Consider the following 26,310-nt stretch of genomic DNA (forward strand, 5'->3'; position numbering starts at 1 on the left):
GAACAGGGGAGACAGGGGAGACAGGGGGAGTCGGGAGGGTAGGGTAGGGGCTGCTTAAATCGGTTTTTAAGGTTTCGTAAGCGTGGCTAATTTCTTTAAATTTGGCTTCCGCTTCCGCTTGTAAGATAGAATTCTGGGGATAGCGATCGGGATGCCAAATCAAGGCCTGATGGCGATAGGCTTGTCTGACCTCCTCTAAGGACGCCCCCGGTTTTATCTCTAAAATTTTATAGCATTCTTCGATTTCCACGTTTGAAATCTATTAACTTGATTTTATTTTCCCCTACAAAGGCAGAAGACAGATCGCTACAATAAAAATTGTATTGCGCTTGGATTAAAACAGTGTTGGAACATCCTCTATTCCTTTTGGTTGATGGTCATTCGTTGGCATTTCGTTCCTATTTTGCCTTTGGAAAAAGTCGCCAAGGAGGGTTACGCACGTCAACGGGTATTCCGACGAGTGTTTGTTTTGGGTTTTTGAAGTCATTATTAGATGTGATGGCAACTCAAAAGCCAGATTATTTAGCGATCGCTTTTGATTTAGGAGTTCCTACTTTTCGCCATGAAGCGGATGAAAATTACAAAGCGGATCGCTCCGAAACGCCTCAAGATTTTATTGAAGATGTGCAGAATTTACAAGAATTATTACAAGCGTTTGATTTAAGCATTGTTACAGCCCCAGGTTATGAAGCGGATGATGTTTTAGGAACCTTAGCCAACCGGGGAAGTCGGGAAGGATATCGAGTTAAAGTTTTATCGGGGGATCAAGATTTATTTCAATTAATTGATAGTGAAAAACAGATTAGTATTTTACATTTAGAACCGGGCAAAGGTAGTGTTCCTACAGAGTTTTTAGCTCAACAGGTTTATGAGAAATTGCAGATTTATCCCCATCAGGTAATTGATTATAAGGCATTATGTGGCGATAAATCCGATAATATTCCAGGGGTGAAAGGGATTGGCAAAACAACCGCCGTTAAATTATTAGGAGAATATGGCTCGTTAGAAAATATCTATGCTCATATTGAGGAAATTAAAGGGGCGACTCGGACAAAACTAGAGGAAGGAAAGGCGGATGCAGATCATTCTCAAACCTTAGCGCGAATTATTCAGGATGTGTCCTTAGAAGTTAGTTTAGACAATTTTAAATTACAAGGCTTTGATGTTGCTAAAATTCAACCGATTTTAGAGAAATTAGCTTTTCAAACCTTTTTAGGAAAAATTAATCAAATTCAACAGCAATTTAAAGGAATAATTCAAACGGAAGTTACAGAAAATCCGGTTACTGTTGGGGAAGATATCGATTTTTGGACACCGGAAGAAACTACAGCTTACCAACAACAGAAACAGTTAAATAGTCCAAGGTCTAAACTTCAACTGCGTTTAATTCAAACCCCAGAAGCTTTAGAAGAGTTAATTAATATTTTACAACAGCATACTGATGTTAATTATCCCGTTGCTTGGGATACGGAAACCACCTCTTTAGACTTCTTAAAAGCGGAATTAGTCGGAATTGGCTGTTGTTGGGGAACAGAGCCAACGGATGTGGCTTATATTCCCTTAAATCATACCCAAGGAACAAATTTAGATAAAGTTCAAACGTTAGATCTTTTACGTTCAATTTTAGAAAGCGATCGCTATCCGAAAACCTTCCAAAATGCTAAATATGATCGGTTGATTTTTCGGACTCATGGTATTAATTTAAGAGGTGTTGTCTTTGATCCGATGTTAGCAGATTATATTTTAAACCCGGAAGCAAATCATAATTTAATTGATTTAAGTCTCAGACATTTAGAGTCAGCCTTAATTGCTCCTAGTTATGATGAATTAGTTCCCAAGGGGAAAACCATTGCTGATATTAATATTAATCAAGTCGCTGAATATTGCGGAATGCAGGTTTATGTCACCTTTCAATTAGTAGAAAAAATTAAAGCAAAATTGATAGATAAACCTCACTTAATGAAACTTTTAACCGATGTTGAACAGCCTTTAGAATGTGTTTTAGCGGATATGGAATATTGTGGGGTGCATCTGGATATTGAATATTTACAAACTTTGGCAGAGCAATTAGATAAACAGTTAGAAATTATTGAAAATCAAGCTTATGAACTAGCCGGAGAAAAATTTAATTTAGGCTCACCCAAACAACTCAGCCAACTCTTATTTGAAAAATTGGGATTAAATACAAAAAAAACCCGACAAATCAAAACCGGATATTCAACGGATGTCAATGTTTTAGAAAAATTACAAGGAGATCACCCCATTATTGATATAATATTAGAATATCGAACTCTAGCGAAACTAAAGTCAACTTATGTGGATGCTTTACCGACAATGGTTGATTCAAAGCAACGCATTCATACCAATTTTAATCAAACCGTTACCGCAACAGGACGGTTATCTTCTTCTAATCCTAATTTACAGAATATTCCCATTAAAACAGAATTTTCTCGTAAAATCAGAAAAGCTTTTACAACAGAAGCAAATTGGCTATTAGTTTCAGCCGACTATTCTCAAATTGAACTCAGAATTTTAGCTCATTTAAGCCAAGAACCGATTTTATTAGAAGCTTATCAAAATAATCAAGATGTTCATACCGTCACCGCTAAGTTATTATTTGAAACAGAAGCCGTAACCTCAGAAGAAAGACGGTTAGGAAAAACGATTAATTTTGGGGTAATTTATGGGATGGGAGCGCAACGATTTGCACGGGAAGCCAAGGTAAGTAGTGCAGAAGGTAAGCAATTTATTGAACGATTTAACCAACGCTATTCTCAAGTTTTTGCTTATTTAGAAACGGTTAAAAAACAAGCTATTGCTCAAGGGTATGTCGAAACCATATTAGGAAGAAGACGCTATTTTGATTTCCAAGGAAGTAGCCTTAAAACCTTAAAAGGAGTTGATATTAATTCGATTGATTTAAGCCAATTAGGAAAAAAAATGGGTCAAAATGACGCTCAACTATTAAGAGCCGCTGCTAACGCCCCCATTCAAGGTTCCAGTGCTGATATTATTAAAATGGCAATGGTACAAGTGCATCAACTATTAACCCAATATCAATCTCGATTAGTATTACAAGTTCATGATGAATTAGTCTTTGAAATCCCTGAAACGGAATGGGAAGAACTTCAACCCAAAATCAAGACCATTATGGAACAAGTGCTGCCTTTAAGTGTTCCTTTAGTTGTAGATATTCACGCTGGACAAAATTGGATGGAAGCTAAATAAGTCAGGGTAAAAATACAAGATATTTGTCTCTAGTGTTTTTAACCGAAATGATCAATCAGGAAGTTGTAGGTTCATTCTAAACCCTGAATCAATCAGTTGACAATGAAACGATCTCAAAAACCTTGGCAAATTGCTTGTTTTCTCTATTTTTTGTTGTTATTATTAATTGTAATTACAGCAGATATGGGGAATTTACCCTATCAATTATTAGAAAAAATTCCCAATTATGATGTTTATGGACACTTTATTTTATATGGAATTGCCTCTTTTTTAACTCATTTAGCCTGGGGAGGAAAAAAGATTATCATTTATCCCCTATTTTTTCCCCTAGGGCCATTTGTTTTTACCCTAGTCACTATCGCAGAAGAAATGATGCAAACTCTTTTTCCCAGTCGTACCTTTAGTTTACTCGATTTAAGCTCAAGTTTAATTGGGATTATTCTATTTTATTATTTAGCAGAATTATGGATTTTTTATCATAAAACAAAACTGAGGGAATAAAATTACCCTTGCTTATTTAACTCAATTATGAGAAAATTCAAAACATCCCAAACGGGGAATTGAGTTTTGTTAAAATAGCATTATCCCTTAACCGCATGACCCATTCTAGCCCCATTTCTAATATTCCTGAGTCTACTTGGAGTCGTCCCATTGGTTTAGGGTGGGAAAAACCTTATACCGTTCGCTACGCCAGTAATTTAGATGATGGCCCTTGGCACGGAATGCCCTTGGGGGGGTTGGGTGCAGGTTGTATTGGACGGTCTTCACGGGGAGATTTTAACCTTTGGCATTTGGACGGGGGAGAACATATTTTTAGAAATCTTCCCGCTTGTCAATTTAGTATTTTTGAAGAAACAAACGGTCAGAAAAAAGCTTATGCTTTATCAACAGAGCCGCCAGAAGATGGAAGTTTATCAGCGTGGAATTGGTATCCTAATCCAGAAAAAAATGGAACCTATCATGCGTTATATCCCCGCAGTTGGTTTGTTTATGAAAATGTATTTTCAGCCCAATTAAGTTGTGAACAATTTTCTCCGGTTTGGGCAAAAAACTATCAAGAAAGTAGTTATCCGATTGCAATTTTTGAATGGATAGCTCACAACCCAACGGATGAACCGATTACCTTAAGTATATTATTAACTTGGGAAAATACAATTGGATGGTTTACCAATAGTTTAGCGAGTCCTGAAGTCAAAGTCAGAGATGATGGCAGTCCGGTTTATGAATATCAACCTCGATGGGGAAACAGTGCCGGAAGTGTTAATCGATTAGTTGAAGATTTTCATCGCATTGGGTGTTTAATGACTCGTCTAAGCACTAATGAAGAGGTGCAGGAAGGGGAAGGACAAATAGCAATTGCCACCATTATAAATCCTGCGGTTGAAGTGTATTATCAAACCCGTTGGAACCCTATAGGAAATGGGGAAGATATTTGGCAATATTTTGCAGAAGATGGCACATTATTAGATCAAGAAAGTGAACATCCGGCTAAAAAAAATGAACGAATTGCGGTTGCTTTAGCGGTTAAATTTACAATTCGACCGGGAAAAACCCGTAAAATTCCCTTTTATTTAGCGTGGGATTTACCCATTACTGAATTTGCATCAGGAATTAATTATTATCGGCGTTATACTGATTTTTTTGGTCGCAATGGTCACAATGCTTGGTCAATGATTCGCACGGCGATGAAGCATTCTGATACTTGGCGAGAACAGATTGAACTGTGGCAAAACCCAATTTTACAACGTCAAGATTTACCCAATTGGTTTAAAATGGCACTCTTTAATGAGTTATATTTACTAACCGATGGAGGTGCATTATGGACAGCAGCAGATGAACGTGACCCGGTGGGTCAATTTGCAGTTTTAGAATGTTTAGATTATCGCTGGTATGAAAGTTTAGATGTGCGATTATATGGGTCATTTTCTTTATTAATGTTATGGCCGGAGTTAGAAAAATCGATATTAATTGCCTATTCCCGTGCAATTTCTCAAGGCGATAATACCCCACGAATTATTGGTTATAATCAAGCCTCTGCCATTCGGAAAGCTGTCGGTGCAACCCCCCATGATTTAGGTGCGCCGAATGAACATCCTTGGGAAAAAACCAATTACACCAGTTATCAAGATTGTAACCTCTGGAAAGATTTACCCTGTGATTTTGTGTTGCAAGTTTATCGAGATTTTCTATTAACGGGGGGAACAGATTACGAGTTTTTAAAAGATTGTTGGTCAGCCATGGTTGAAACCCTGGATTATCTGAAAACTTTTGATTTAGATCAAGATTCAATTCCCGAAAATAGTGGCGCACCGGATCAAACGTTTGATGATTGGAGATTACAGGGAATTAGTGCCTATTGTGGGGGGTTATGGTTAGCAGCTTTAGAAGCGATGATTGCCATGGGAAAAGCGTTAGAAAAGGAAACCCTTACCCCGTCTCCTAAAAGCGTTCTTCCGACCTATCAAGCTTGGTTAGAAACGGCTAAACCTTTGTATCAAAAAACCCTTTGGAATGGTCAATATTATCGTTTGGATAGTGGAAGTGGTTCTGATGTGGTCATGGCAGATCAATTGTGTGGTCAATTTTATGCTAGATTATTAGAATTACCAGATATTGTTCCTACTGATTGTACAATTTCGGCTTTAAAAATGGTTTATGATTCCTGTTTTAAAAAGTTTCATAATGGACAATTTGGTGCCGCCAATGGTGTTAGACCGACGGGAGAAGCAGTTAATCCTCAAGATACCCATCCCTTAGAAGTTTGGACAGGAATTAATTTTGGGTTGGCTGCGTTTTTCTTACAAATGGGAATGAAAGCTGAAGCGTTAGAATTAACGGAAGTTGTTGTTAAACAAATCTATGAAAATGGTTTACAATTTCGCACACCCGAAGCCATTACCGCCGTTGGCACATTTCGCGCCAGTCATTATTTAAGAGCGATGGCAATTTGGGCAATTTATTATCAATTAACGTAGGGTGCGTAAGCCCCGCGCACGCACCATTTCCTATACTCAAAATTGTGATCAAATATTGAAGTCAGCACTTAATGGGAGTCCAGGGGGTTTTCATTTTCAAAAAGGCGATGCCGCAAGGCGGCGGCTACGCCATCGCTATCTTCAAAAAAAATTATCAATTTTTACGGTCAAATTATCTCTAATTTTTATCAGACAAGTGGGAAATACTAAGAATGAACAATTTCAATATTTATTAATAGCAAAAAACAGCCATTGTCTGACTTAACAAGACTTTATGGCTATTTGTTATTAAATATTTTTGATGTTTTTTAAGAAAAATAGTTTTTAAAGCTCAATTAATTCAGGCGATCGCTAAAATCTTTTCCCAATTATTTCCCAACGATGATTGTCCCTCTTTTAATATAATATAAGGTCTCATTCTTAATTACTAACTTTGTTTCTTGACTAAACCCAGATACCATTATCAACATATTTTGTTTTTGATTTTCATAGCTATTCAGGGTGTTTTTTAAAGATTTTCCATCGATCGCAATCCAATCAACGCCTTCTTTTTGCCACTAATATTCCTCAACTGTTGACTGAAAAATTAACTGAATCTCTATTAGATTTATCCCGATCATTACTCGTCTAATCGTACTATAAGATGGCAAATTTTTAGCTGTAATTTTTAATATTTTAATGAGCTTATCTTCTTCGTTTTTTCTAAAATTATCTATTTGCTTATAAGTCACAACGATTATTATTTTATTGTTAAAAATTTTAGGGTGCGTAAGCACCGCGCACGCACCCTACGGGTTATATTCTTAAGTTTTGACGGGGTTTAAAGGTTTCAATTTGACGTAATTTTTCATATAATTCTCGTTCTTGAGGAGTAATATTTTTAGGAATAACGACTTGAATCTCAATTAATTGATCGCCTCGTTCTCCTTCAATATTCGGATAACCTTTGTTTGCTAATCGTAACCGTTGACCCGATACAACCCCCGCAGGTAAACGCATTTTAACTAAACCATCTAACGTGGGAATATCAATTTCTCCCCCTAATACTGCTTCTGTGGGAGTGACAGGAATTTGACAATAAATTTCTGATTTTTCTATTCTAAAAAAAGGATGGGGAGTAATATTAATTTTTAAGAATAAATCGCCACCATTAATTCCTTGATTCCTCAAACGAATTTGTTGACCCTTCACCATTCCTGGGGGTAAATCCACTTCTAAAGACCGTCCATCTTCTAAACGGATGCGTTCTGTTCCTCCGCTATAAGCTTTTTCTAAAGGTAACGTTAATCGCGCCTCAATATCCCGTTTCGTTTCGCGGGGAGTGGCTTTATAAACGGCTTTTGTTCGAGGAGAATTATAGGGGTCAGCCGCCGCCATTTGAGGAGCTTTTTTCGGGTCAACCGTTCGCACTTCTCGTCGCCGTCCTAATAATTGATCAATGAAAGTATCAAAATCGGAATAATCCCCATAATCTAAATCTTCAGTTTGAGAAATTGTCCGACGACTTCCCCAATTTTTGATTCCTGAAAACGCATTTTTTTGCCAATCTTGAAACCCTTTTTGTTTCCAAAATTGACTATAATTATCATATTCTGATCGTTTTTCAGGATCGGATAAAATATTATAAGCTTCTCCAATATCTTTAAATTTTTCTTCTGCTTCCTTATCCCCTGGATTTAAGTCGGGGTGATATTGTCTAGCTAATCTTCGATAGACTTTCTTAATTTCATCGACAGATGCTTCACGGGAAACCCCTAAAATTTGATAATAATTCCGAAAATTTTGCATAGGTTAAATTTAAGTTAACGAGTTCATAATTAAGTTATCAGAAACCCGGTTTCTTTGAGAAACCGGGTTTCTAGGGTTACAGCCAATCATCATCGTCATCATCCCAATTATCATTTTGAGAATAGCGACGAGAACGTGATACACCTCCACCTAAACTACCGCCACTGCTGGTGCGGGGTTCATATCGAGAATAACTGCGAGTCGGAGGTTCATAGGGATCAACTCGACGTTTTTCACCGGAAAAAGTTCGACGAATAGAACCAAATAAATCATCCTCATCGTCCTCCGTTGCAAAAATCGAAACTTCCCGACTCAACTCATATAAAGCATCCTGTAAATCCACACTAATTTGATCAATTCCTCGGTCATCATCTCGTTCTAAACTATCTCTTAAAGACCGAATTAACGTTTCAATTCTTGACCGTTGACGTTGAGCAAATTGCATTCCATAATCTAAAGCAACTTCTCTTAATTGTCGTTCGGCTTGATAGGTTAACGCTTGGGCTCGATTCCGTTTTTCGACTCGTTCTCGTTGTAAACGGTCAACTTCTGCATATTTTTCCGCATCTCGAATCATGCGATTAACTTCATCTTGAGATAAAGTAGAAGCACCTTGAATCACAACACTTTGTTCCCGTCCAGTCGTTTTATCTAACGCCGTAACTTGTAAAATACCATTCGCATCAATATCAAGCGCCACTTGAATTTGGGGAACGCCTCGCGGTGCTGGCGGAATTCCTGTTAACTTAAACCGACCCAAAGATTTATTATCAACGGCTAATTCTCGTTCTCCTTGTAAGATATGAACTTCTACCAAAGTTTGGTTATTTTCTGAAGTTGAAAAAATATCAGAACGACGGACTGGGATGGTAGTATTTCGGGGAATTAATTTTTTCATCACTCCCCCAATGGTTTCTAATCCTAACGATAACGGAGTCACATCTAATAATAATACATCTCGCACATCTCCGGCTAAAATTCCCGCTTGAATTGCCGCACCAACCGCCACCACTTCATCAGGATTCACCCCTTGATTTGGTTCTAAATCAATTAAGGTTCTAACTAATTGTTGCACCATTGGCATTCGAGTTGAACCCCCGACTAAAATCACATCATCAATATCATTAGAAGTTAATCCTGCATCGGCTAAGGCTTGTTTAACGGGACGACGTAACCGTTGAATTAAATCTCCACATAACCCCTCAAATTCCCCTCTGGTTAAGCGGGTTTCTAAGTGTTTCGGGCCGTCTTCTGTTGCGGCAATAAAGGGTAAATTAATATCCGTAACCCCCACCCCAGAAAGCTCTATTTTTGCTTTTTCAGCGGCTTCTGTTAAGCGTTGTAATGATTGGCGATCGCGTCTTAAATCCACCCCTTCTTCTGATAGAAATTGTTCCGCCAACCAATCCACAATTTTCTGATCAAAATCCGTTCCTCCCAGTTGGGTATCTCCACTGGTAGACTTAACTTCAAATACTCCTTCTCCCACCTCTAAAATTGAGACATCAAAGGTTCCACCGCCTAAATCAAAAACTAAAATTGTGCCATAATCTCTGCGTTCTAAACCATACGCTAAAGAAGCCGCAGTCGGTTCATTTAAAATACGTTTAACCTCTAATCCTGCAATGCGTCCGGCGTCTCTGGTGGCTTGTCTTTGAGAATCATTAAAATAGGCTGGAACTGTAATCACAGCCCCGGTAATTTCTTCTCCTAAATACCGAGTAGCTTCTTCAACTAATTTTTTTAATATCATTGCCGAAATTTCTTCCGGCGCAAAATCTTTATTAACTCTGGGACATTTGATTCTAATATTATCAGTTTCATCCCGTCGCATCGTGTAGGGAACCCGTTTTGAGGCGGGAGACAGGTCAGAATAGCGACAACCCATCAGCCGTTTGACCCCATAAAAGGTGTTTTGGGGGTTCAAAACCGCCTGTCGTCTAGCCATCTGTCCCACGATGCGTTCTCCTTCCTTGGTAAAGCCAACGACGGAGGGGGTGGTTCGCATCCCTTCAGAGTTAGCAATCACAACGGGTTTTCCGCCCTCCATGACCGCAACCACAGAGTTTGTTGTCCCCAAGTCAATGCCGACTACTTTGCCCATGCGTTGGTTATCTCCTTGTCAATATGGTTTCTGGCTAGATCACCTTATATTCTATCGTGTTGTAACGCCGTGTAACGTCTACTGGTTTTCTAACCTATAATATAGGACTGTGCAGAAGATAACCAAAACCCAGTTTGTATCCCGCCCCTATCCAACTTAAAAACAGGTTTTAATTCCCTAAAACGGCGTTTTTAATTTCAGAAGCTTGTAAATTTTCACCAATAAATACTAATTGGGTTTGACGAGATTCTGTTGGTTTCCAGAGACGATCATAAAAGGTTTCTATGCGATCGCCAACTCCCTGTAAAACTAATCGCATCGGTTTATTGGGAACAGAAACAAACCCTTTAATGCGGTAAATTTCCTGTTGTTTAACCATTGTTTTTAACCGTTCAATTAAGTCTTGGGGTTCAAAGTCTTGGGTTAAAATCACGGGAACAGAATTAATATTATCATCATGTTCGTGTTCTTCTTCAGTGTCATGATGGCTGGGACGGGCTTCTAAATTATCCTCAACGGCTGAATTAAACCCTAAAATCACATCAGAATGAATATTTCCTTGTTGACAATGAACAATTTTAACGCCTTCTCGTAATTCTTGTTTTAACCAAGTTTCAACTTTCTGTTGAGTTTCGGGATTAACATGATCGGTTTTTGTTAATAAAATTAAATCTGCACAGGCGAGTTGATCTTCAAATAATTCTTCAATGGGGGTTTCATGATCTAAATTAGGATCAGCTTGACGTTGAGCTTCTACAGCCTCAATATCCCCTACTAACGTCCCCTTAGCAACGGCTTCACAGTCTACTACGGTTATAACACCATCAACCGTTGCACCCGTGCGAATTTCCGGCCATCGGAAGGCTTGAACTAGGGGTTTTGGTAATGCTAACCCAGAGGTTTCAATCACAATATGATCAATTTTATCTCTTCGTTTTAGAAGCTCTTGCATAGCCGGAAAAAATTCTTCCTGCACCGTACAACATAAACAACCATTGGTGAGTTCTACTAAGTTGACTTCTGGAGTTTCATCGTCACAAACTTGACAAGATCGGATCAATTCTCCATCAATACCGACTTCTCCAAATTCATTGACTAAAACCGCTATTCGCCGACCATGATTATTTTGTAATAAATGACGAATGGTGGTGGTTTTTCCACTTCCTAAAAATCCAGTAATCACTGTAACAGGAATTTTTGCAGACATAGAATTAAGTTAAAGATTAAAGGTAAAAAGTAGAGACGTTATATTTAACATCTCTACAACAGTCAAACTGAAATGTAATTAAGGGAAATTAGCCTGTAATCGCACTCGATAAAGCAATTACACCAATAGCAACTACAGCAAAACCTGAATATTTGATCAGGGAAAATTTGCTATTTTCTAAGGTGTGTTGGAAGGATTGAGCGAGTTTCATCGTAGCTCCCGCTATTCCCAATTGAATTAAAGTAAATCCTGACAAAAACGCTGAAATGATTTGAACATAATAAACATCATCTGTACCGCGCAGATGTGTGAAAGAATAATCTGATTTCGGTGGGTATTCTGACTTAGAGATCAAAACTCTCATCACAGTTGCGGGACAGTGTTGGATTTGCGCCAAACTTTCCCCTTACTTCTAGCGACTGTTCCCCGCTAGAACCGACTCAGATCCTTGACTGTATCATAGAATTACGTTCTAGTCAAAAATTTCTCCCAGTATTCCACTAGGAGAAATCTCAGAGATCCATTAAAAAATTACCATTTTTTATACGGTAAGAATTTTCCATTCATCGTGACTTTAACCCGATCACCATTTGGATCTTCAATTTTATCCACATCTAAGGTAAAATCAATAGCGCTCATAATACCATCTCCAAATTTTTCATGAATAACACTTTTGAGGGGCATTCCATAGACTTGCATAATTTCATAAAAACGATAAATTAAGGGATCAGTTGGAATCACAGGCTCCAGTGATCCTTTTACCGGATAATCGGTCAAGGCTTCAATATATTCTGAACTTAAACCTAATGCTTCAATCAGTTTTTTGGCTTCTTCATAAGAAGCACTAGCTTGTCGATAGATAACAGCAGCAATCCAAACTTCATCCCGTCCCAAGATTTGTTCTAAATCGGAAAAGGTGACTCCTTTATGTTTTTTTGCAGCTAACAATTTTTCAGTGATTTCTGAAACAGCCATGTCATCTTCCTCGTAGAATTTATAGCGTGTAGAATCATTTCAGATTATAAAATAGTTTAGGTCAATATTAACAAAAGTTTTTAATTTTTAGAAAAGGTAGGTTATCCTTATTGGGGGGGATGTTTGGGCAGGGGTTTAGGAGGAACGGGTAAGGGTCGAGTCTGAGTGGTTTGTAATTGTTTAACAACGGACAATAAACGTCTTAGATGGGGTTTAATCACCTCTTTATGTTCTTGGGTTAGTGCATCCAATCTCGTTTGAATTTGGGATAAATCGACCGAGGAAGAAGGTTGTACAGATTTTTCTTGTTGTAATTGATGAATGACATCTTGAATTTCTACAAATCGTCCTTGAAAATCCTGTTGAGTTACAGCATTATTTCTTAATTCGTAGGTAATATCCTGTAATTGTTTCAAATTTTCTTGTAACGATTCTAAATGGACAAATTCTGTTGAGGAAAAAGTCTGTAATTCTTGACGAAACTGCTCCCGAACTTCTTCTAAAGCTCCAGCAATATGTTCCTGCATGGATGTTACTGACTGTCCTAAAGCGACAACTTGTTTAGCCCGATAAACTGATTCTAAAGCTTCTGTGTTTGGATATTCTTCTAATTTTTGCTGGAGGGATTCAATTTCATTCAGGAGTTGTTGTCTCAACCCCATGACCACTTTAACCGTATTTTTTTCTAACTTTTCAACGGAATTTTGAACCTGAACAATTTCAATTTGACTTTGATAGGTTTGTTGTTCTAAACGATAGCGGTTGGCAACATTTAATGAAACTGCTAAGGTTAAGGGGGCAACGCCATAAAAGGCTTGACCGGAAAGGGCAACAACCCCAGAACCGATGGCGGAACTTGCTAGGGAGAGATACTCTAACCACTCTAACCAATGCCGTTGTTTCAACGTTGAAAAAACCGTTCTAGGAAAGACAGAGTTAGGCATTGGCATAGTGCTAGGAGTTATAGCATGGGGTCGAGCAGGATGGGCGGAAGAGGCTGGAGGAAACATAATAATCTATTTTACTGGCTAGAGTAGGACAGAGTGGCTAACTCCAGAATACAGAAATTAATCGATCAACGCACGCAAAATTTACTAAGTGATACTCGCTTCCTGAGTGCTTAACTGTTAAGATGTTGGGGTCGGACAGAATCAGCTTAACTTCTGCCGTGATTGTCTTGACTGGTCTGGATTTTAACACCTTTAACCGTTGTTCTCAATCCTCATCCGTAGAAAATGGGGTTTGTTACCCTGTAACAAAAGACTCAAAAAACGATAATTCCTAGGAGATGAATGACCATGAAACCTAATGAACCCTTAAAATCCGATAGGTTGCGCTCAATATTGAGTCTTACAACTTTTGTGATTTTAGTGATTGGGGTTGGGTTTCTGAGTGTGAATTTTATTCTGGCTTTAATTCACAAATTATCATCAATAATTTAACGGATTTTTAGGGCATCAATTTTGACATTTGATAAGCTCGACTTTCTACAATAGGCATTTGTAATTCGCCCATTGCTTCGTCGAGTTGTTGGATTTTAGATTCGGGAACACTATCCCATTGGGTCTGAGATTCCCAACGAATCACTAAAACAATTTCCTGTTGTTCAGGATTAACCCAAACTTCTTTTCCTAAAAACCCAGGACACTCTTGAAGTCCGGCTGTCCAAACTTCTTCATCCCGTTGAATAAAGGCTTCCCATTTTTCAGGGGGAACTTGAAATTTTAACCACTCAATAACCATAATTTTTGGTGCTAATTTCTGATTTTGTATTCCCTCTCCTTCTCCCTATTTCCTTTAACTTTGAAAATATTGTCCTGCTAAACGCATCGCATCTGCAACATCAACATCTCCATCGCCATCCGCATCTAAAAAACTATTCAAAACTTGATTAGAACCCCCTTGCGGTTGTTGTTGATTTGTTCCAGTTTTTAGAAGGTTTAAAACTAAAGGAACAACTATTGGTAAAAGAGATTGCAGGGTTTGGGAACTAACACCCGTATGTTGAGAAATAGTTTGAATTAATTGTTGTTGTTGAGTGGGAGAAAATAACATTTGAACCGCCTGGGTACTCGGTGTTGTTCCTCCAAATTCATTGACGATATTTTGAGTCGCCTCATTTCCAAGTTGGGTTCGTTTTTCTTGTAAAGAAGACCGAACAGAACTCCCCACCATTGACATCACCATTTGACTGGTTTGAGGAGAAATACCTAATTGGTTCCCAAGTTGTTGAGCCGTATTAAGAATATTACTCATCTGAGTGCTGTTTCCGGCTTGGTTTGGGTCATTGAGAGCCGTTATAATTTGATCGAATAGTCCCATAGTGTTCCTAAAGTCCTAATACAAATAAACTATCTTAAAGTTTAACTCTATTTTAACTGATCTTTCGTCAACTGCTTGAATTAAATCGATAAAAAATTTGTTATTCCTGTCCAATTTAAGGGCGGTGAAAACCAATATCCTTGTCCGGCTTCGCAACCCAAGGATTGTAAAATTTCTTTTTGAACTGGGGTTTCTATCCCTTCAGCAATAATATCTAAATTCAGGCATTTGGCTAAATTAACAATCGTTTTCGTGATTTCCAAATCTTTCCCTGGAGATTCTAAATTTTTGACAAAACTCCTATCAATTTTTAGGGTATCAATGGGTAAATTCTGTAAATAACTTAAAGAAGAATATCCTGTCCCAAAATCATCAATTAAAATTTTAATGCCTCGGCGCTTTAATTGAGTTAATATTGTAATACAATTTGCCGAACTTTGCATTAAACTGGTTTCAGTAATTTCTAATTTTAAATGTTTGAAATCTAATTTTAGAGCTTGAATAATGGCATCAATTTCCTCTAATAAATCAGGATGACGAAGTTGCACTTCTGACAAATTAATACTCATACTCAAATCAGGGAAGTGTTGTTGTAACCTGGATAAATCTTGACAAGCTTGTTCTAAAACCCACCGTCCAAGGGGAATAATTAACTCGGTTTCTTCTGCAATGGGAATAAATTCAGTCGGAGAAATCCAGCCTTTAGTGGGATGTTGCCAACGAACTAATGCTTCAAAACCCATCAGGTTCCCCGTCGTTAAATGAATAATCGGTTGATAATTTAACAGCAATTGATCATGGGTTATCGCCTGTTGTAGATCGGTTTCTAAAACTCCCCGTTGGATAATAGTTTCTAGCATTTGAGGATGATAGAATAGGGTGGCACTTTTTCCTTGTTTTTTAGCATAGTGCAGGGCAATATCTGCGGCTTGTAAATACTGTTCAGCATTATGCAAATTAAATTCACTACAAACCACCCCAATACTAATGGCTGAAGATAAATGGATTCCGTTTAAATCAAATGGAATTAAAAACTGATTTCTAATTTGATCAATTTGATGATTTAAACGTTCAACTGTGATAAAATCCGGGATTAAAATCGCAAAATCTTCACTATCTACTCTAGCAACAATATCTTGCTCACTCACACAACGTTTTAAACGGTTGCTTACCTCAATTAATAATTGTTCAGCCAAAATATACCCCCAGCTATATTTTAAGGTTTTTAGCGGATATATATTAATATAAATCAAAGCAAAATTTTGAGATTTAAGCGGGCTTTCTAAACAATAATTTAAGCAATAAACTAATTGACTTCGGTTGGCTAAACCGGTCAGAAAATCTTGAAACGCATACCGTTTTAATTGGCGTTCGGCTTGCAGACGAGCCGTGACATCTTGGGCTAAAATCACCTCAGCCGGTTGATGATTCCACTGTAATTGATGAGAAAGAATTTCAACATCAATTAATATTCCATCTTTCTTGCGATGTTTATACAGATTTTTTTGATCACTACTTTTAGAATTTGATGTCATCAAAAGTTTAAACGATTCAGACTCTTCAGGAGAACACAGATCTAAAATCGTCATCTTCAGAAATTCTGATTCTGAATAACCATAATGAGCGATCGCAGCTTCATTAACAGCCAAAAATTTTAACGTTTTTAGATCATAAACCCCAATGGGTTGAGGATGACTCAAAAATAAATCTCGATACCGTTTTTCGGAAAGTTGCAAACGCTGGGTTTCTTGACGAATTAAATAATAGAGGAGGAGACTGGTAATTAGGATAAAAAACCAGCCTTTAATCGTTTGAAAAACCGTAATAGAATAGGGATAATGGGCTAATAGAGCCAATAGATGATCAGAAAAAGCAATCCAAAGACCACCCGTTATTGCATAAATTAAAGTAATTTGATAGCATGGATCAATCAGTAATTTTTTCCAGAATTTCATATAAAAAACGATGCCTAAAGAGGTTGTTTATAGTTTAACCGAGTCTCCCTGAATATTTCCTGAGTCATTCCAATGAGCCAGCAGAAAACTAGAATGAATCTGAATGCTACACTGATGCAATAATTAGGAGGTTACAGGTCAGGTTAACGTATTTTATAGACGAGGAAAAACATAAATGTCACGTCATCCATTCCATTGCGCTTTCCTCAGTATGACCTTAGCCACGGGGCTAGGTTTTAACTTTTCTATATTCCAACAATCTCCACAACCTCAAACCTCTCCCATTCAAGTCAGTGAAGATGTAACACCCCCACCTGATACCGACAAACCCGCCACAGACCCGAATATCACGCGAGGATATTGTTTTGATATTCCATTAATCGTCATTAAACCCAAACAGGGGACACCAACGACCCTAGCAGATACTCCCACTTTTTTATTTTATATTCCCCCTTTGAAATCCGATCAAATTTTATCTGTTCCTGAACAATCCCCCCTCCTAGGAGAATTCGTCATTACAGATCAAAATAAAACAATAATCTATGAAGGGAAATTGAATTTAGAAGCTCAATCTGGTTTATTGCGTATAAGCTTACCCAAATCCGTTGCTAAGTTATTTGTAGAAACGGGTAATCCTTATTCTTGGTCTTTTCAAATCACCTGTGACACGACAGGAGATTTTAGTGGAAGCACTCTGATTAAAGGAAAAATCCAACGGCTTTCCACTAATCGAGAAATAGAAACAAAACTTCTACAACAGATGACTGCTTATGATCGTTTTAAACTATATCAATCCCTGGGATTAGAATATGATGCCCTGATTTTATTAGATGAATTGCGTCATCAAAATCCTAATGATGCCACTTTAACAGCCACTTGGGACAATTTTTTAAAAGCAAACGGACTAGAAAGGTTAATTGGAGTTCCTTGGATTAAGGTTGAAATCAATTCAATGTCAACTCAACCCCAAAATCCTTAAACCCTGACTTTAGATATTTAAAAATAAGGAGACTCTGTTAACTCGATTAATCGTTGAAGAGTGGTTACCGTCTCCCGATGAATGGGTGCAAACCATTCTAAATTAACAATCATGACATCAAGAGTATAAGCATCTGGATTTAAGTAAACTCCAGCCGCACGGTTTTGATCTAATTCCACCATCCAATACTCTACCCCATCCAGCAGATGTAATTTTCCCCGTTTCTCTAACTCTAAAAGTGCATAATCCTTGGGAGTCGCCCAATTCGCATCAACCATCAACCGAGCTTGAGCAATCCGATGTTCGAGATCTTCGGTTTTCCATTGATTTTGTTGAGCAATTCTACAAAGTTGTTCCAACTCAATCTCACCAAATTTAGTGGATAAGGGAATCGGTTTGAGTGAACCCGTCGCGCTCACAAAGGTTTGACTAGATTTGACAACCACGATCATTCTTGTGTTTCTCTCTAAGGGACTATCCTGATTTGTATTGTTAATAATCGCGGTATTGTCCCCAACTGTCAGTGATACCACTAGGGTTTCCCCGTGATGCTCTTATCGTCATCTCCGTGAGAATACGCACGATGGCGTTTGACTGAATTAACATCTCAAAAGTGATATGGATCACAACTAGCCCGGTCAGAAGAGCAGGGGTTTGACAAGACTAAACCTTATAACAAGGGTCGTAACCGACTGTTCCCCATTCGTAATTCGTAATTCCCTATAGGGTAGGAAAACCAGAATAATATTAAAAAATAATAAAGATGTTTTTGAGTTTATGTTAATTTATCGTTAATTTTATATCGTTTTTTCCTGTTTATCCCGGCTTTGGTTGTTCATTATTGCTAAATGTGATCAAAAATAATCACCTCTAGGTTTAAAAATATAGAAAAATTAATTAATCTTAATAAAAAAATGATAATAATATCCCAGGAAAATAATAAAAGTTAAAAAATGAGTTCTTCAGTGCTTCCCATGAGCAAATTTAAGTTTAAAACTGTTGCATAATCGCCAATTGATATAATTCCCGCGACTCCTGCTTAACCTGTCCTGACATGGCTGCTAACTGCAAATTGGCAAAGGCATTAATATCATCCGTACCATAATGGGTTGTTTGTAGCATTTGTCTCAATTTGTTTTCAGTATGAAGGCTAAGATAGCCGGTAGACATCACTTCTTGAACAACATCACGAATACAAGTCATTGCAATATTCTCCTGGTAAAAGCCATCACAATATTTAGTATCAGGGATTTCCACAAAACCTGGGGTGATCCTGATACCTTTACTGTACTGATTTCTACGGAAACAATAGGGTGATGAGGAACAAAGGTTAATCGTGATCTACATCATTGAGGGATGTGATCTCTCACAACTTAACGCTATAGCCACTCCATACTCGATACCGCATTGTTAGACTGAGGTTGGCGTTCCCCAACTCCTAATTGTTCTTCAGACCAATGGGAATAATCCGATAATAAATTATGAACTAATCGGTGCCTAACGGTCATCAGCACGCTTTTTAATAATCCATTTCCGGTTGTTTCTAAAATAGGTTGGGGTGTTAACCATAAGGGGGGAGGAAGTTCAACTTTTACTTCTAAATCCGCTTGGCCTTTTAAATGGGTAATTCCTTGTAATTGAACTGGATAGAGTTTCCCGACTAAATTCAGGGAAAACCGTTGATTAATATACTCAATTCCTCGAATTTCACAGCCAACGGATTTTAAGTTAAGAATTCCATCGTGTATCCAGACTTTTAAATCTACGGTTGGTTGTAAACTAAACATCATGAACTGCAAAGGACGCATTTTTAAGCGGTAAATCTCCTCTCCCAAGTATTCCAACCGAGTCGGATCAACCAACGCTTTAACTAAACGTTTCGGTTGACGGAGATAATGGTGAATCAAATTGGGCTTGGGTACTGCCATTTCAACAGTTTGGGAGGCTTGAAAGTGAGTATACATAAAAAAATTAATTATTAAAGTCTACAAATTTTGAAACTTATCTTAATAAAATTTAAGAAATTTTCAAACAATTTTCATCCATCGCAAGTCAGGATCAAACCGGGTCGCTGATGATTCACGAAAGCCATGAAATCGGTAAACTTCATGCAATCCGTGAAATCCCGATAATTCGTAATCTTTTCATGATAAGGGTAAGATTGATGAGATTAATGTAAATAATTGTAACGTAATCTAGCAAAATGTAACTGAACGGGAGGAACCCTCACAACAATTTCTATCTTGGGGTTAATTCCATCCTTTGCGATTAATTTATTATCTACGGAAGTGAAATTATGACCGTTTCCATTGCTCATCTCGGCCCATCGGGGACTTATGCTGAAGCCGCCGCCTTAGCTTATGCCCAATCTCTGACCCAAAACACCGGGGAAGACACAATGTTATGTCCCTGTTCGAGTATTAGTCAAACCCTATGGACAGTTTCTAAGGGAGATGCCAATATTGGGGTAGTTCCTGTTGAAAATTCCATTGAAGGCAGTGTTACTGTAACCCTGGATACACTGTGGCAAATTGGTTCCCTACAAATTCAACAAGCGTTAATTCTTCCCATTAACCATGCCTTGATTTCCCCAGCCCAAAACTTTGCTGATATTCAAGTGGTTTATTCTCATCCCCAAGGTTTAGCACAGTGTCAGGGATGGTTAGAAAAATATCTCCCAGATGTGCCATTAATTGCCAAGAATTCAACCACAGAAGCTTTAGATCACGTCAGAGATGAAACTCATACCGCCGTGATCTCGTCTTTACGAGCAGCAGAATTATATCAATTACCTGTTCTGGCTTATCCCATTAATGATTATCCCGATAATTGTACCCGTTTTTGGGTCGTCAGTCTACAACCTTCAGGGCCGGGAAAATATACGTCTTTAGGCTTTAGTGTTCCGGCGAATGTTCCGGGTGCATTAGCGAAACCCTTAACTATTTTTGCAGAGCGAGGGATTAATTTAAGCCGAATTGAATCCCGTCCTAGTAAGCGTTCCCTGGGAGATTATCTATTTTTTATGGATTTAGAAGCGGATAGCCATGATCAATCCGTACAATCCGCTTTAGCAGAATTACGATCCTTCACAGAAACCCTCAAAATTTTTGGAAGTTATACCTTATTAAATCTGAATTAATCTCGATTCGGAAACGGGTCAATTTCTCTTGTAGGATGGGTAAGAATTAAGGTTGAGGGGAAAAAAAATTTCCCCTGTTCTCCGCCACCCTACTAAGTTTTTAAGGTTCTATGGATATTTTTTTGAGTAGTATTCCCAGTATTCCTGATTTGACCCATCCGAATGAATTAATTGAATTGGCATCAGGAATGATCAAAGGATTAACCCAGTTGGCTATTTTTTTAACGGCCATGGGTGTGATTTTATCCCTAATGAATTGGTCAGTTAAGAAACGAGGAGAGGGGATTTCTATTCCTCTTCTGAGAACCGCCTTAGAACAATATGTGAAATGGCTGCAAATGTTACCCCATTTTATTTTAATTGTTCTGGTGATCATTACTGGTTTTTTTCTTTGTTCTACCTTAGCCAATCGTTATCATAATTGGGAACAACAACGCATTACGCAAATTGCTACTACCGTTGCGGGAGAACGTTTAGAACAAACCGCACCTCGCATTCGCTATGAAATTGAAGAACCCTTCACCGATTATCGATATGTTGAGGGTAAAACCATTGAAGTTAAAAGTACCCGGATTGTATCTCGTTGGATGACCTTAGCGGGATCAAAAATCGACGTTAAAATCAATCAAACCACCAGTCCCGATACTAAACAATGGATTTATAGTGTGGATTTTGTCGGGGACTATCAAGTTAAAAATCAACTTAAAGGCATCTCAGAATTTTTCTTTGAAGTTCCGCCTCCCTATGGTTATTTATTATTACAGGATTTTCAAGTTGAACAAAATGGCAAACCCTTAGTTCAAGTCAACCCTGGAGATTATGGATTTCCGTTTAAATTAGCACCAGGAGAAACTACAAACTTTAAAGTTAGCTATCAAGCGCAAGGTGCTCCCCGATGGGTTTATCAACCGGGTGATCAATTATTATCGAATTTTCACTTAAATGTTTTAACCCAGTTTGCGAATGCTGAATTTGCAGGGGCAGTCCCAACTGTTACAAAAGAAGCAGGAGAAAATCGACAACTTTCTTGGGTTTATGAAGGCAATATTTCTGTTAAAAATCCATTAGGGGTATTTACAGCAACTTCCCCAGTTCGGAATACAGGCGTGATCCCACGATTATTATTACTCGCACCGGGAATATTTTTAGGGTGGATTATTTTACTGTATCTCTCTTTACCTTTAACCCTGCGAGATATTATGATAATTGCAGGCTTGTTTTTTGCCTGTTTATTAACTTTAACCTATAGCAGTCGCTTCATTGATGCGAAACTAGCTTGGATGTTAATATCTCCCTTATTACTTTTCACAGTTTGGGGACTCGGAAACAACCGTCAAGCTTCTTTAGTTGCGATAATTTGTACAATTTCTGGTGCAATCTTACCTGTATTAGGGTTATTAGTTCCCTACAGTGGAATAACGTTAAGTCTAGCGGGATTATTATCAGGAATTTGGTTAGCGGTACAACATTGGTATAAGTTAGGGCCAGGGAAATCTTAACAGTTACTCAGAAACCGGGTTTCTTGCTATTATCTCTCGCTGAGAAACCCGGTTTCTAGGATTAGATCGGTTGCACGACTCGATCAGAAAAGATTTCTGCTAATACCTGAAGATAGGGAGAAAAGACGGCGAAATTTTGAGGAAGCAAGCGTTTTTCTAATTCCTCGGATAGCTCACTCAACATATCCTGAATTAACTTCCAACTAATATGGAGTCGAGGATATAAAATCACACACATGGGAAATAATTCTTGTTGAATTGGATGCAAACTATTCTGTAGGGTGCACCAGCATAAATAAATTTGGAATAACTCAATATCGCGCGTAGTAGAGTATTGAAGCAGATGATTTTTCAGATCCCCGCTAATACTGCGATACCCTAGATTCAAATCATACACTTTATGATAAGTATGATGAGCAACGGTTGTGAAGATGGAAAGTAACTGTTGAACCGCAATTAAAGCGGGAGAATCGGGTTGATGTTGGCCGGCTAAATCATTCACTTCCCCTAACGGAGAATATAAATAATCCTCCAAGGTTTTAAAGTAGAGAAAGAAAACCGTTCTTTCCTTCATTGACATCCACTCCAACAACATTCGCCCCATATAATGAAACTGCAATTGGAGTAAAACTAACATCAAGGGTTCTGGTTGAGAGTATTTGCGACGGAGTTTGATCGTCTCTCGCCCTAGGGATACCGATAGGCGGAAGGGGTACTCATATTGAGCAAAAACTTCCAAGGCTTGATGATACAGTTTAGAGACATCTTGAATCAGGGTAGCCGCCTGTTTTAATCCTAGTTTATTGACCGGATAGCGATTCCAGTCAATCCCTAAAATGGCTCCAACTTTATTCCATGCTAATGTTCCTAAAAGGCTCAAGTTTTTCATGAGATCTGCCACGATGCGAGAACGATTCTCATCAAATTCAGTAACATCAACTTCCTGATCGTCTAAAAAAAGATGAGTTGAACTGCGATGGCTATGAGCAGCAGCTTTTGCATAATATTTCTGCGCCCATCGAACAGCCGTCAATGTCATTTCAGTTCTATCTACGGAATTAGATAGAGGGTTCAGTTGTTCTGGAGATTGGGAGAACATCATAAAAGCTTGCGTCCTTAGCCGTCAGGTTCATTGGAGGATTTAGCAATATATCGGCAAAAGTAGAATTCAGAAAACCGTTTGTTCCTAAAATTATACAGTCTGCTTCAAGTCTAGTCGAATTAATTGATAATTTTAGCCAATTTTTCTAAAGATATTCTATACTTTTTGGAAATTTTTAACTGTGTCAACTTTTTATTACAATACTTGTAGTTTGGGATACAAAAATCAATAATAGTATAAATAAACTTTAACCAAAATTTAATATAAATGTAGTTTTTTTATGGGAATTGTAAAGGTTTTCCTCCAAAAGAGGGAACAAACAATAAAAAAGAGGGAACAAACAATAAAAAAGAGGGAACAATCGATATCAGAGTGATATATTTCCAGTGATCATCGGCAGTAACGCAGACACTCAGTTTCCTGGGTTGTCTGTGTTCTCCTAATTTTAGTAAAACTGAATACATTAAAACAGGAATATTATTCTTAAATCACAGCATTTTCTAACATTGCAATTGTGCCTTGTTTAGTATCAATTTCTACCTCTATTCCTAAAGGAACCGTAAATTGATCTCGAATATGACCCATCATCGAACCATACCAGGCGGGAATCTCTAAGGGTTGAATTAAATCCGTTAAGACTTGCCATAAGGTTAAAGAGGGTTCATTTCCCTCCCCCGGAGTGCAGGATGTACATTGGCTAAAAATAAACCCTGAAATCTGATCTAAAATTCCAGCTAATTTTAAATGGGTTAACATTCGATCAATTCGGTATATATCCTCACCTACATCTTCCACAAATAAGATTTTGCCCTGCCAATTCGGTAAATAGTCTGAACCGACTAAAGCAGATAAAACAGATAAATTGCCTCCTATTAACTGTCCTTGGGCTTGACCGGGATAAAGGGTTTCAACTCGAATATTGGCAGGATTTTGAAAGGTAATAATTTGGGCATCAAATAAGAGTTTTTGTAACCAACTGACGGAGTAAGGAGTCCATAATGAAGTGCCTAATAATCCATGAAAGGTAACTAATCCCGTTTGGCTATATAATCCTAATAGCAAGGCTGTGATATCACTATAACCGAGAAAAATTTTAGGATATTGGCGAATTAAATCATAATCTAATAACGATAAAATTCGACTACTTCCCCAACCCCCTCCTGTGGCAATAATTCCCTTAACCATTGGGTCAGCAAACATTTGATTAATATCAGCCGCCCGTTGTTGATCGGTTCCCGCCAAATAGCCGTATTCACTCAGCACATGAGGGGCAACTTTAACGGTTAATTCCTGTTGTCCTAATTGCAGTTGAATCCACTTTAAATGTTCTTTTAAAATGGGGCTGGCTGGAGTTACTAACCCCACTGTATCTCCTGGGTTTAAACGGGACGGTTTGAGTAACCGAGGAACAGATACAGACTGAGCTAAAACGGGCAACTGAGTCGCAATTCCCGTTAAGGTTAATCCCGCTAAAAATTTACGACGATTCATGAATCAGTTATCAGTTATCAGTTATCAGTTATCAGTTATCAGTAAGATATTGAACTGTTTTTCTGTGTGTTTCCCGTTAAGGTTTTACTAGCTATAGAAGGTGATTAATTAATTCTATTACCCCTGCTCCTCGACTATTTTGTGTGACCCAATTAACTTTTTCTTTGACTTGGGGTAAGGCATTGGCAACGGCGACGGAATAACCACATTGTTCTAAAAAATCACAATCGTTTTCTGCATCCCCAACACCAACAATTTGTTGTAGAGGCAGGTTGATTAATTGGGAAAGAGCGTTTAATCCAAAGGCTTTATTAATGCCTTCAGGTAATACCATAACTGCTCCTTTATTACAAATAATTTGCAGATTAACGCCTAACTCTTGAATCGTTTTCTGGGTAATTTCTAAATAGGGTTCCCAAGTGGCAATAATCACTCGACCCACCCTCATAACCTCCAAAGTTTGAGCTTGAGCAATCTTAGAAAATTCCTCTGGAATCGCCTGATTTTTTAAAGATTGTTGTTTTTGATCAATGCGATCGCGTAATAAGGTTATAAAGGCTTCTGAAGGGCGCTCTGCTAATAATTTTTCGACCTGGGTAGTGGGTTGATATAATACGGCTCCATTTTCTGCAATCACCCAATCAAACACATTAATAACCGGAATATGAGCAATTAAATTATCCAGTTGTCTGCCCGTAATCAGAATTAACTGCCGCCCTGACTGTTGCCACCGTTCTAAAGCTTTTAAAGTAGATTCCTCCACCATTCCATCTGTCGCTAAGGTTCCATCAAAATCCGTTGCTAAAGCTAAATAGTTCATGCTGATCTGAAAAAAATTGTTGAGGAAGGGGTAGATTTAGATTAAATTAATTCTACCACTCATCCGTTAAATTAACGCCTAAATCTCTGATTCATCATCTTCATACTCGACCCAAGAATTAGGGGTTTCTGAAACCCTAACTTTTAACTTGATGCCTTCATTGATTCTTTTTTTGGTAAAATCATAAATGTATTTGGCAATCATTTCGGCAGTTGTTTCATATTCCGGGGGAAAAATTTCATTTAATACCCCATGATCTAAGCCTCCTTTTGTAACATCTTGTTTTGCCCATCGTAAACTTTTAAAATCAGCAACCATCACGGGATGAGGACAACGTTCTGAGGGATGTAATTTGTCAGATGTTGCTTCCACTTGCACGCGATAGGTATGACCGTGCATTCGTCCACAAGGCCCATCATAATCTTTAATATAATGGGCACTATCAAAGGTAAATTCTGTGGTTAATTTCCATTTCGGCATAGGTACAGAGCCTCAACTTGATATCTGATCTTATTTTGACGCCACCTTCAACGTTCTATATCTGTTCACGACTCAAGATCAACTAAGTTTATACAATCTTATTGCAAATCTTTATAATTATTGTCCCTCAGCATCAGACCTGACTGGGGATTGAAGCCTGGAGGCAGATCGCTGTGACCCCCCTTGGGGTGTAGGGTATCTGGGAGTAGCAAAGAGGCTTCTGTTAAAAAGATTAGCGCGATTCCT

At 38.1% G+C, this 26,310-nt stretch carries 24 protein-coding genes and 1 riboswitch; of the genes, 7 read left to right on the forward strand and 17 right to left on the reverse strand.

The genetic code is table 11. The features are described from left to right. Positions 1-250, reverse strand: a 250-nt coding sequence (locus tag IQ236_RS07145) for a J domain-containing protein (RefSeq protein ID WP_193868621.1), incomplete at its 3' end; no start/stop codon positions are given. A gap of 92 nt (positions 251-342) precedes the next feature. Between IQ236_RS07145 and polA the strand changes: the two genes are divergently transcribed. The 3 genes from polA to IQ236_RS07160 all read left to right on the forward strand — a co-directional run bounded on the left by polA (position 343) and on the right by IQ236_RS07160 (position 6,203). Then, complete coding sequence (polA, locus tag IQ236_RS07150; RefSeq protein WP_322744098.1) at positions 343-3,228, forward strand: DNA polymerase I; 2,886 nt, start codon at positions 343-345, stop codon at positions 3,226-3,228. 102 nt (positions 3,229-3,330) lie between these two features. Beyond that, positions 3,331-3,729, forward strand: coding sequence for a hypothetical protein (locus tag IQ236_RS07155; protein WP_193868623.1), 399 nt, complete (start codon positions 3,331-3,333; stop codon positions 3,727-3,729). Between the two features lie 95 nt (positions 3,730-3,824). Further along, positions 3,825-6,203 carry a GH116 family glycosyl hydrolase gene (locus IQ236_RS07160; RefSeq protein ID WP_193868624.1) on the forward strand — a complete coding sequence of 793 codons (2,379 nt, stop codon included), beginning with the start codon at positions 3,825-3,827 and terminating at the stop codon, positions 6,201-6,203. A gap of 795 nt (positions 6,204-6,998) precedes the next feature. On the opposite strand, the gene IQ236_RS07165 is transcribed toward IQ236_RS07160, so the two are convergent. From IQ236_RS07165 to IQ236_RS07190, 6 genes are all read right to left on the reverse strand, one after another. Next, a complete protein-coding gene (locus tag IQ236_RS07165; protein WP_193868625.1) occupies positions 6,999-7,991 on the reverse strand; it encodes a DnaJ C-terminal domain-containing protein in 993 nt (330 codons plus the stop codon). Between the two features lie 76 nt (positions 7,992-8,067). Continuing rightward, positions 8,068-10,095: a molecular chaperone DnaK gene (gene dnaK, locus IQ236_RS07170; protein ID WP_193868626.1), complete on the reverse strand. Its 2,028-nt coding sequence runs from the start codon at positions 10,093-10,095 to the stop codon at positions 8,068-8,070. A gap of 169 nt (positions 10,096-10,264) precedes the next feature. Beyond that, the gene (gene cobW / locus IQ236_RS07175; protein ID WP_193868627.1) at positions 10,265-11,302 is read right to left on the reverse strand and encodes a cobalamin biosynthesis protein CobW; all 1,038 of its coding nucleotides are present in this window, start codon (positions 11,300-11,302) and stop codon (positions 10,265-10,267) included. 88 nt (positions 11,303-11,390) lie between these two features. Beyond that, positions 11,391-11,657, reverse strand: a complete 267-nt coding sequence (locus IQ236_RS07180; protein ID WP_193868628.1) for a hypothetical protein — start codon at positions 11,655-11,657, stop codon at positions 11,391-11,393. Next, positions 11,615-11,756, reverse strand: a riboswitch (cobalamin riboswitch). Its footprint overlaps the gene before it by 43 nt. 77 nt (positions 11,757-11,833) lie before the next feature. Beyond that, complete coding sequence (gene cynS / locus IQ236_RS07185) at positions 11,834-12,277, reverse strand: cyanase (RefSeq protein WP_193868629.1); 444 nt, start codon at positions 12,275-12,277, stop codon at positions 11,834-11,836. A gap of 107 nt (positions 12,278-12,384) precedes the next feature. After that, complete coding sequence (locus IQ236_RS07190; RefSeq protein ID WP_193868630.1) at positions 12,385-13,287, reverse strand: hypothetical protein; 903 nt, start codon at positions 13,285-13,287, stop codon at positions 12,385-12,387. A gap of 288 nt (positions 13,288-13,575) precedes the next feature. Here IQ236_RS07190 and IQ236_RS07195 point away from each other — a divergent pair, with 288 nt between their 5' ends. Continuing rightward, a complete protein-coding gene (locus IQ236_RS07195; protein ID WP_193868631.1) occupies positions 13,576-13,719 on the forward strand; it encodes a hypothetical protein in 144 nt (47 codons plus the stop codon). A gap of 7 nt (positions 13,720-13,726) precedes the next feature. On the opposite strand, the gene IQ236_RS07200 is transcribed toward IQ236_RS07195, so the two are convergent. The 3 genes from IQ236_RS07200 to IQ236_RS07210 form a co-directional block, all read right to left on the reverse strand. Further along, complete coding sequence (locus IQ236_RS07200; protein ID WP_193868632.1) at positions 13,727-14,020, reverse strand: TIGR03792 family protein; 294 nt, start codon at positions 14,018-14,020, stop codon at positions 13,727-13,729. Between the two features lie 54 nt (positions 14,021-14,074). Next, positions 14,075-14,599, reverse strand: coding sequence for a DUF937 domain-containing protein (locus IQ236_RS07205; protein ID WP_193868633.1), 525 nt, complete (start codon positions 14,597-14,599; stop codon positions 14,075-14,077). An 80-nt stretch (positions 14,600-14,679) separates the two neighbouring features. After that, the gene (locus IQ236_RS07210; RefSeq protein ID WP_193868634.1) at positions 14,680-16,554 is read right to left on the reverse strand and encodes a sensor domain-containing protein; all 1,875 of its coding nucleotides are present in this window, start codon (positions 16,552-16,554) and stop codon (positions 14,680-14,682) included. 175 nt (positions 16,555-16,729) lie between these two features. Here IQ236_RS07210 and IQ236_RS07215 point away from each other — a divergent pair, with 175 nt between their 5' ends. Further along, a complete protein-coding gene (locus tag IQ236_RS07215) occupies positions 16,730-17,533 on the forward strand; it encodes a DUF928 domain-containing protein (RefSeq protein WP_193868635.1) in 804 nt (267 codons plus the stop codon). Between the two features lie 17 nt (positions 17,534-17,550). On the opposite strand, the gene IQ236_RS07220 is transcribed toward IQ236_RS07215, so the two are convergent. From IQ236_RS07220 to IQ236_RS07230, 3 genes are all read right to left on the reverse strand, one after another. Next, entirely contained in the window at positions 17,551-17,985 is a 435-nt protein-coding gene (locus tag IQ236_RS07220) for a hypothetical protein (protein ID WP_193868636.1), read from the reverse strand. A gap of 538 nt (positions 17,986-18,523) precedes the next feature. Continuing rightward, positions 18,524-18,736, reverse strand: coding sequence for a hypothetical protein (locus tag IQ236_RS07225; RefSeq protein WP_193868637.1), 213 nt, complete (start codon positions 18,734-18,736; stop codon positions 18,524-18,526). Positions 18,737-18,912: 176 nt separating this feature from the next. Continuing rightward, positions 18,913-19,497 (reverse strand): DUF1997 domain-containing protein, encoded by a 585-nt coding sequence (locus tag IQ236_RS07230; protein WP_193868638.1) that lies wholly within the window; start codon positions 19,495-19,497, stop codon positions 18,913-18,915. A 332-nt stretch (positions 19,498-19,829) separates the two neighbouring features. Between IQ236_RS07230 and pheA the strand changes: the two genes are divergently transcribed. Continuing rightward, positions 19,830-20,672, forward strand: coding sequence for a prephenate dehydratase (pheA, locus tag IQ236_RS07235; protein ID WP_193868639.1), 843 nt, complete (start codon positions 19,830-19,832; stop codon positions 20,670-20,672). Positions 20,673-20,782: 110 nt separating this feature from the next. After that, entirely contained in the window at positions 20,783-22,171 is a 1,389-nt protein-coding gene (locus IQ236_RS07240) for a hypothetical protein (protein ID WP_193868640.1), read from the forward strand. 61 nt (positions 22,172-22,232) lie between these two features. On the opposite strand, the gene IQ236_RS07245 is transcribed toward IQ236_RS07240, so the two are convergent. The 4 genes from IQ236_RS07245 to IQ236_RS07260 form a co-directional block, all read right to left on the reverse strand. Further along, on the reverse strand, positions 22,233-23,273 hold the full coding sequence (locus IQ236_RS07245; RefSeq protein ID WP_193868641.1) for a hypothetical protein: 1,041 nt from the start codon (positions 23,271-23,273) through the stop codon (positions 22,233-22,235). Positions 23,274-23,756: 483 nt separating this feature from the next. Next, the gene (locus IQ236_RS07250) at positions 23,757-24,764 is read right to left on the reverse strand and encodes a S66 peptidase family protein (RefSeq protein ID WP_193868642.1); all 1,008 of its coding nucleotides are present in this window, start codon (positions 24,762-24,764) and stop codon (positions 23,757-23,759) included. 91 nt (positions 24,765-24,855) lie between these two features. After that, on the reverse strand, positions 24,856-25,584 hold the full coding sequence (locus IQ236_RS07255; RefSeq protein WP_193868643.1) for an HAD family hydrolase: 729 nt from the start codon (positions 25,582-25,584) through the stop codon (positions 24,856-24,858). 78 nt (positions 25,585-25,662) lie between these two features. Beyond that, entirely contained in the window at positions 25,663-26,064 is a 402-nt protein-coding gene (locus IQ236_RS07260; RefSeq protein WP_190520503.1) for a 6-pyruvoyl trahydropterin synthase family protein, read from the reverse strand. Positions 26,065-26,310: the final 246 nt, after the last annotated feature.

This window comes from Planktothrix mougeotii LEGE 06226 (assembly GCF_015207485.1).
Taxonomy (GTDB): Bacteria; Cyanobacteriota; Cyanobacteriia; order Cyanobacteriales; family Microcoleaceae; genus Planktothrix.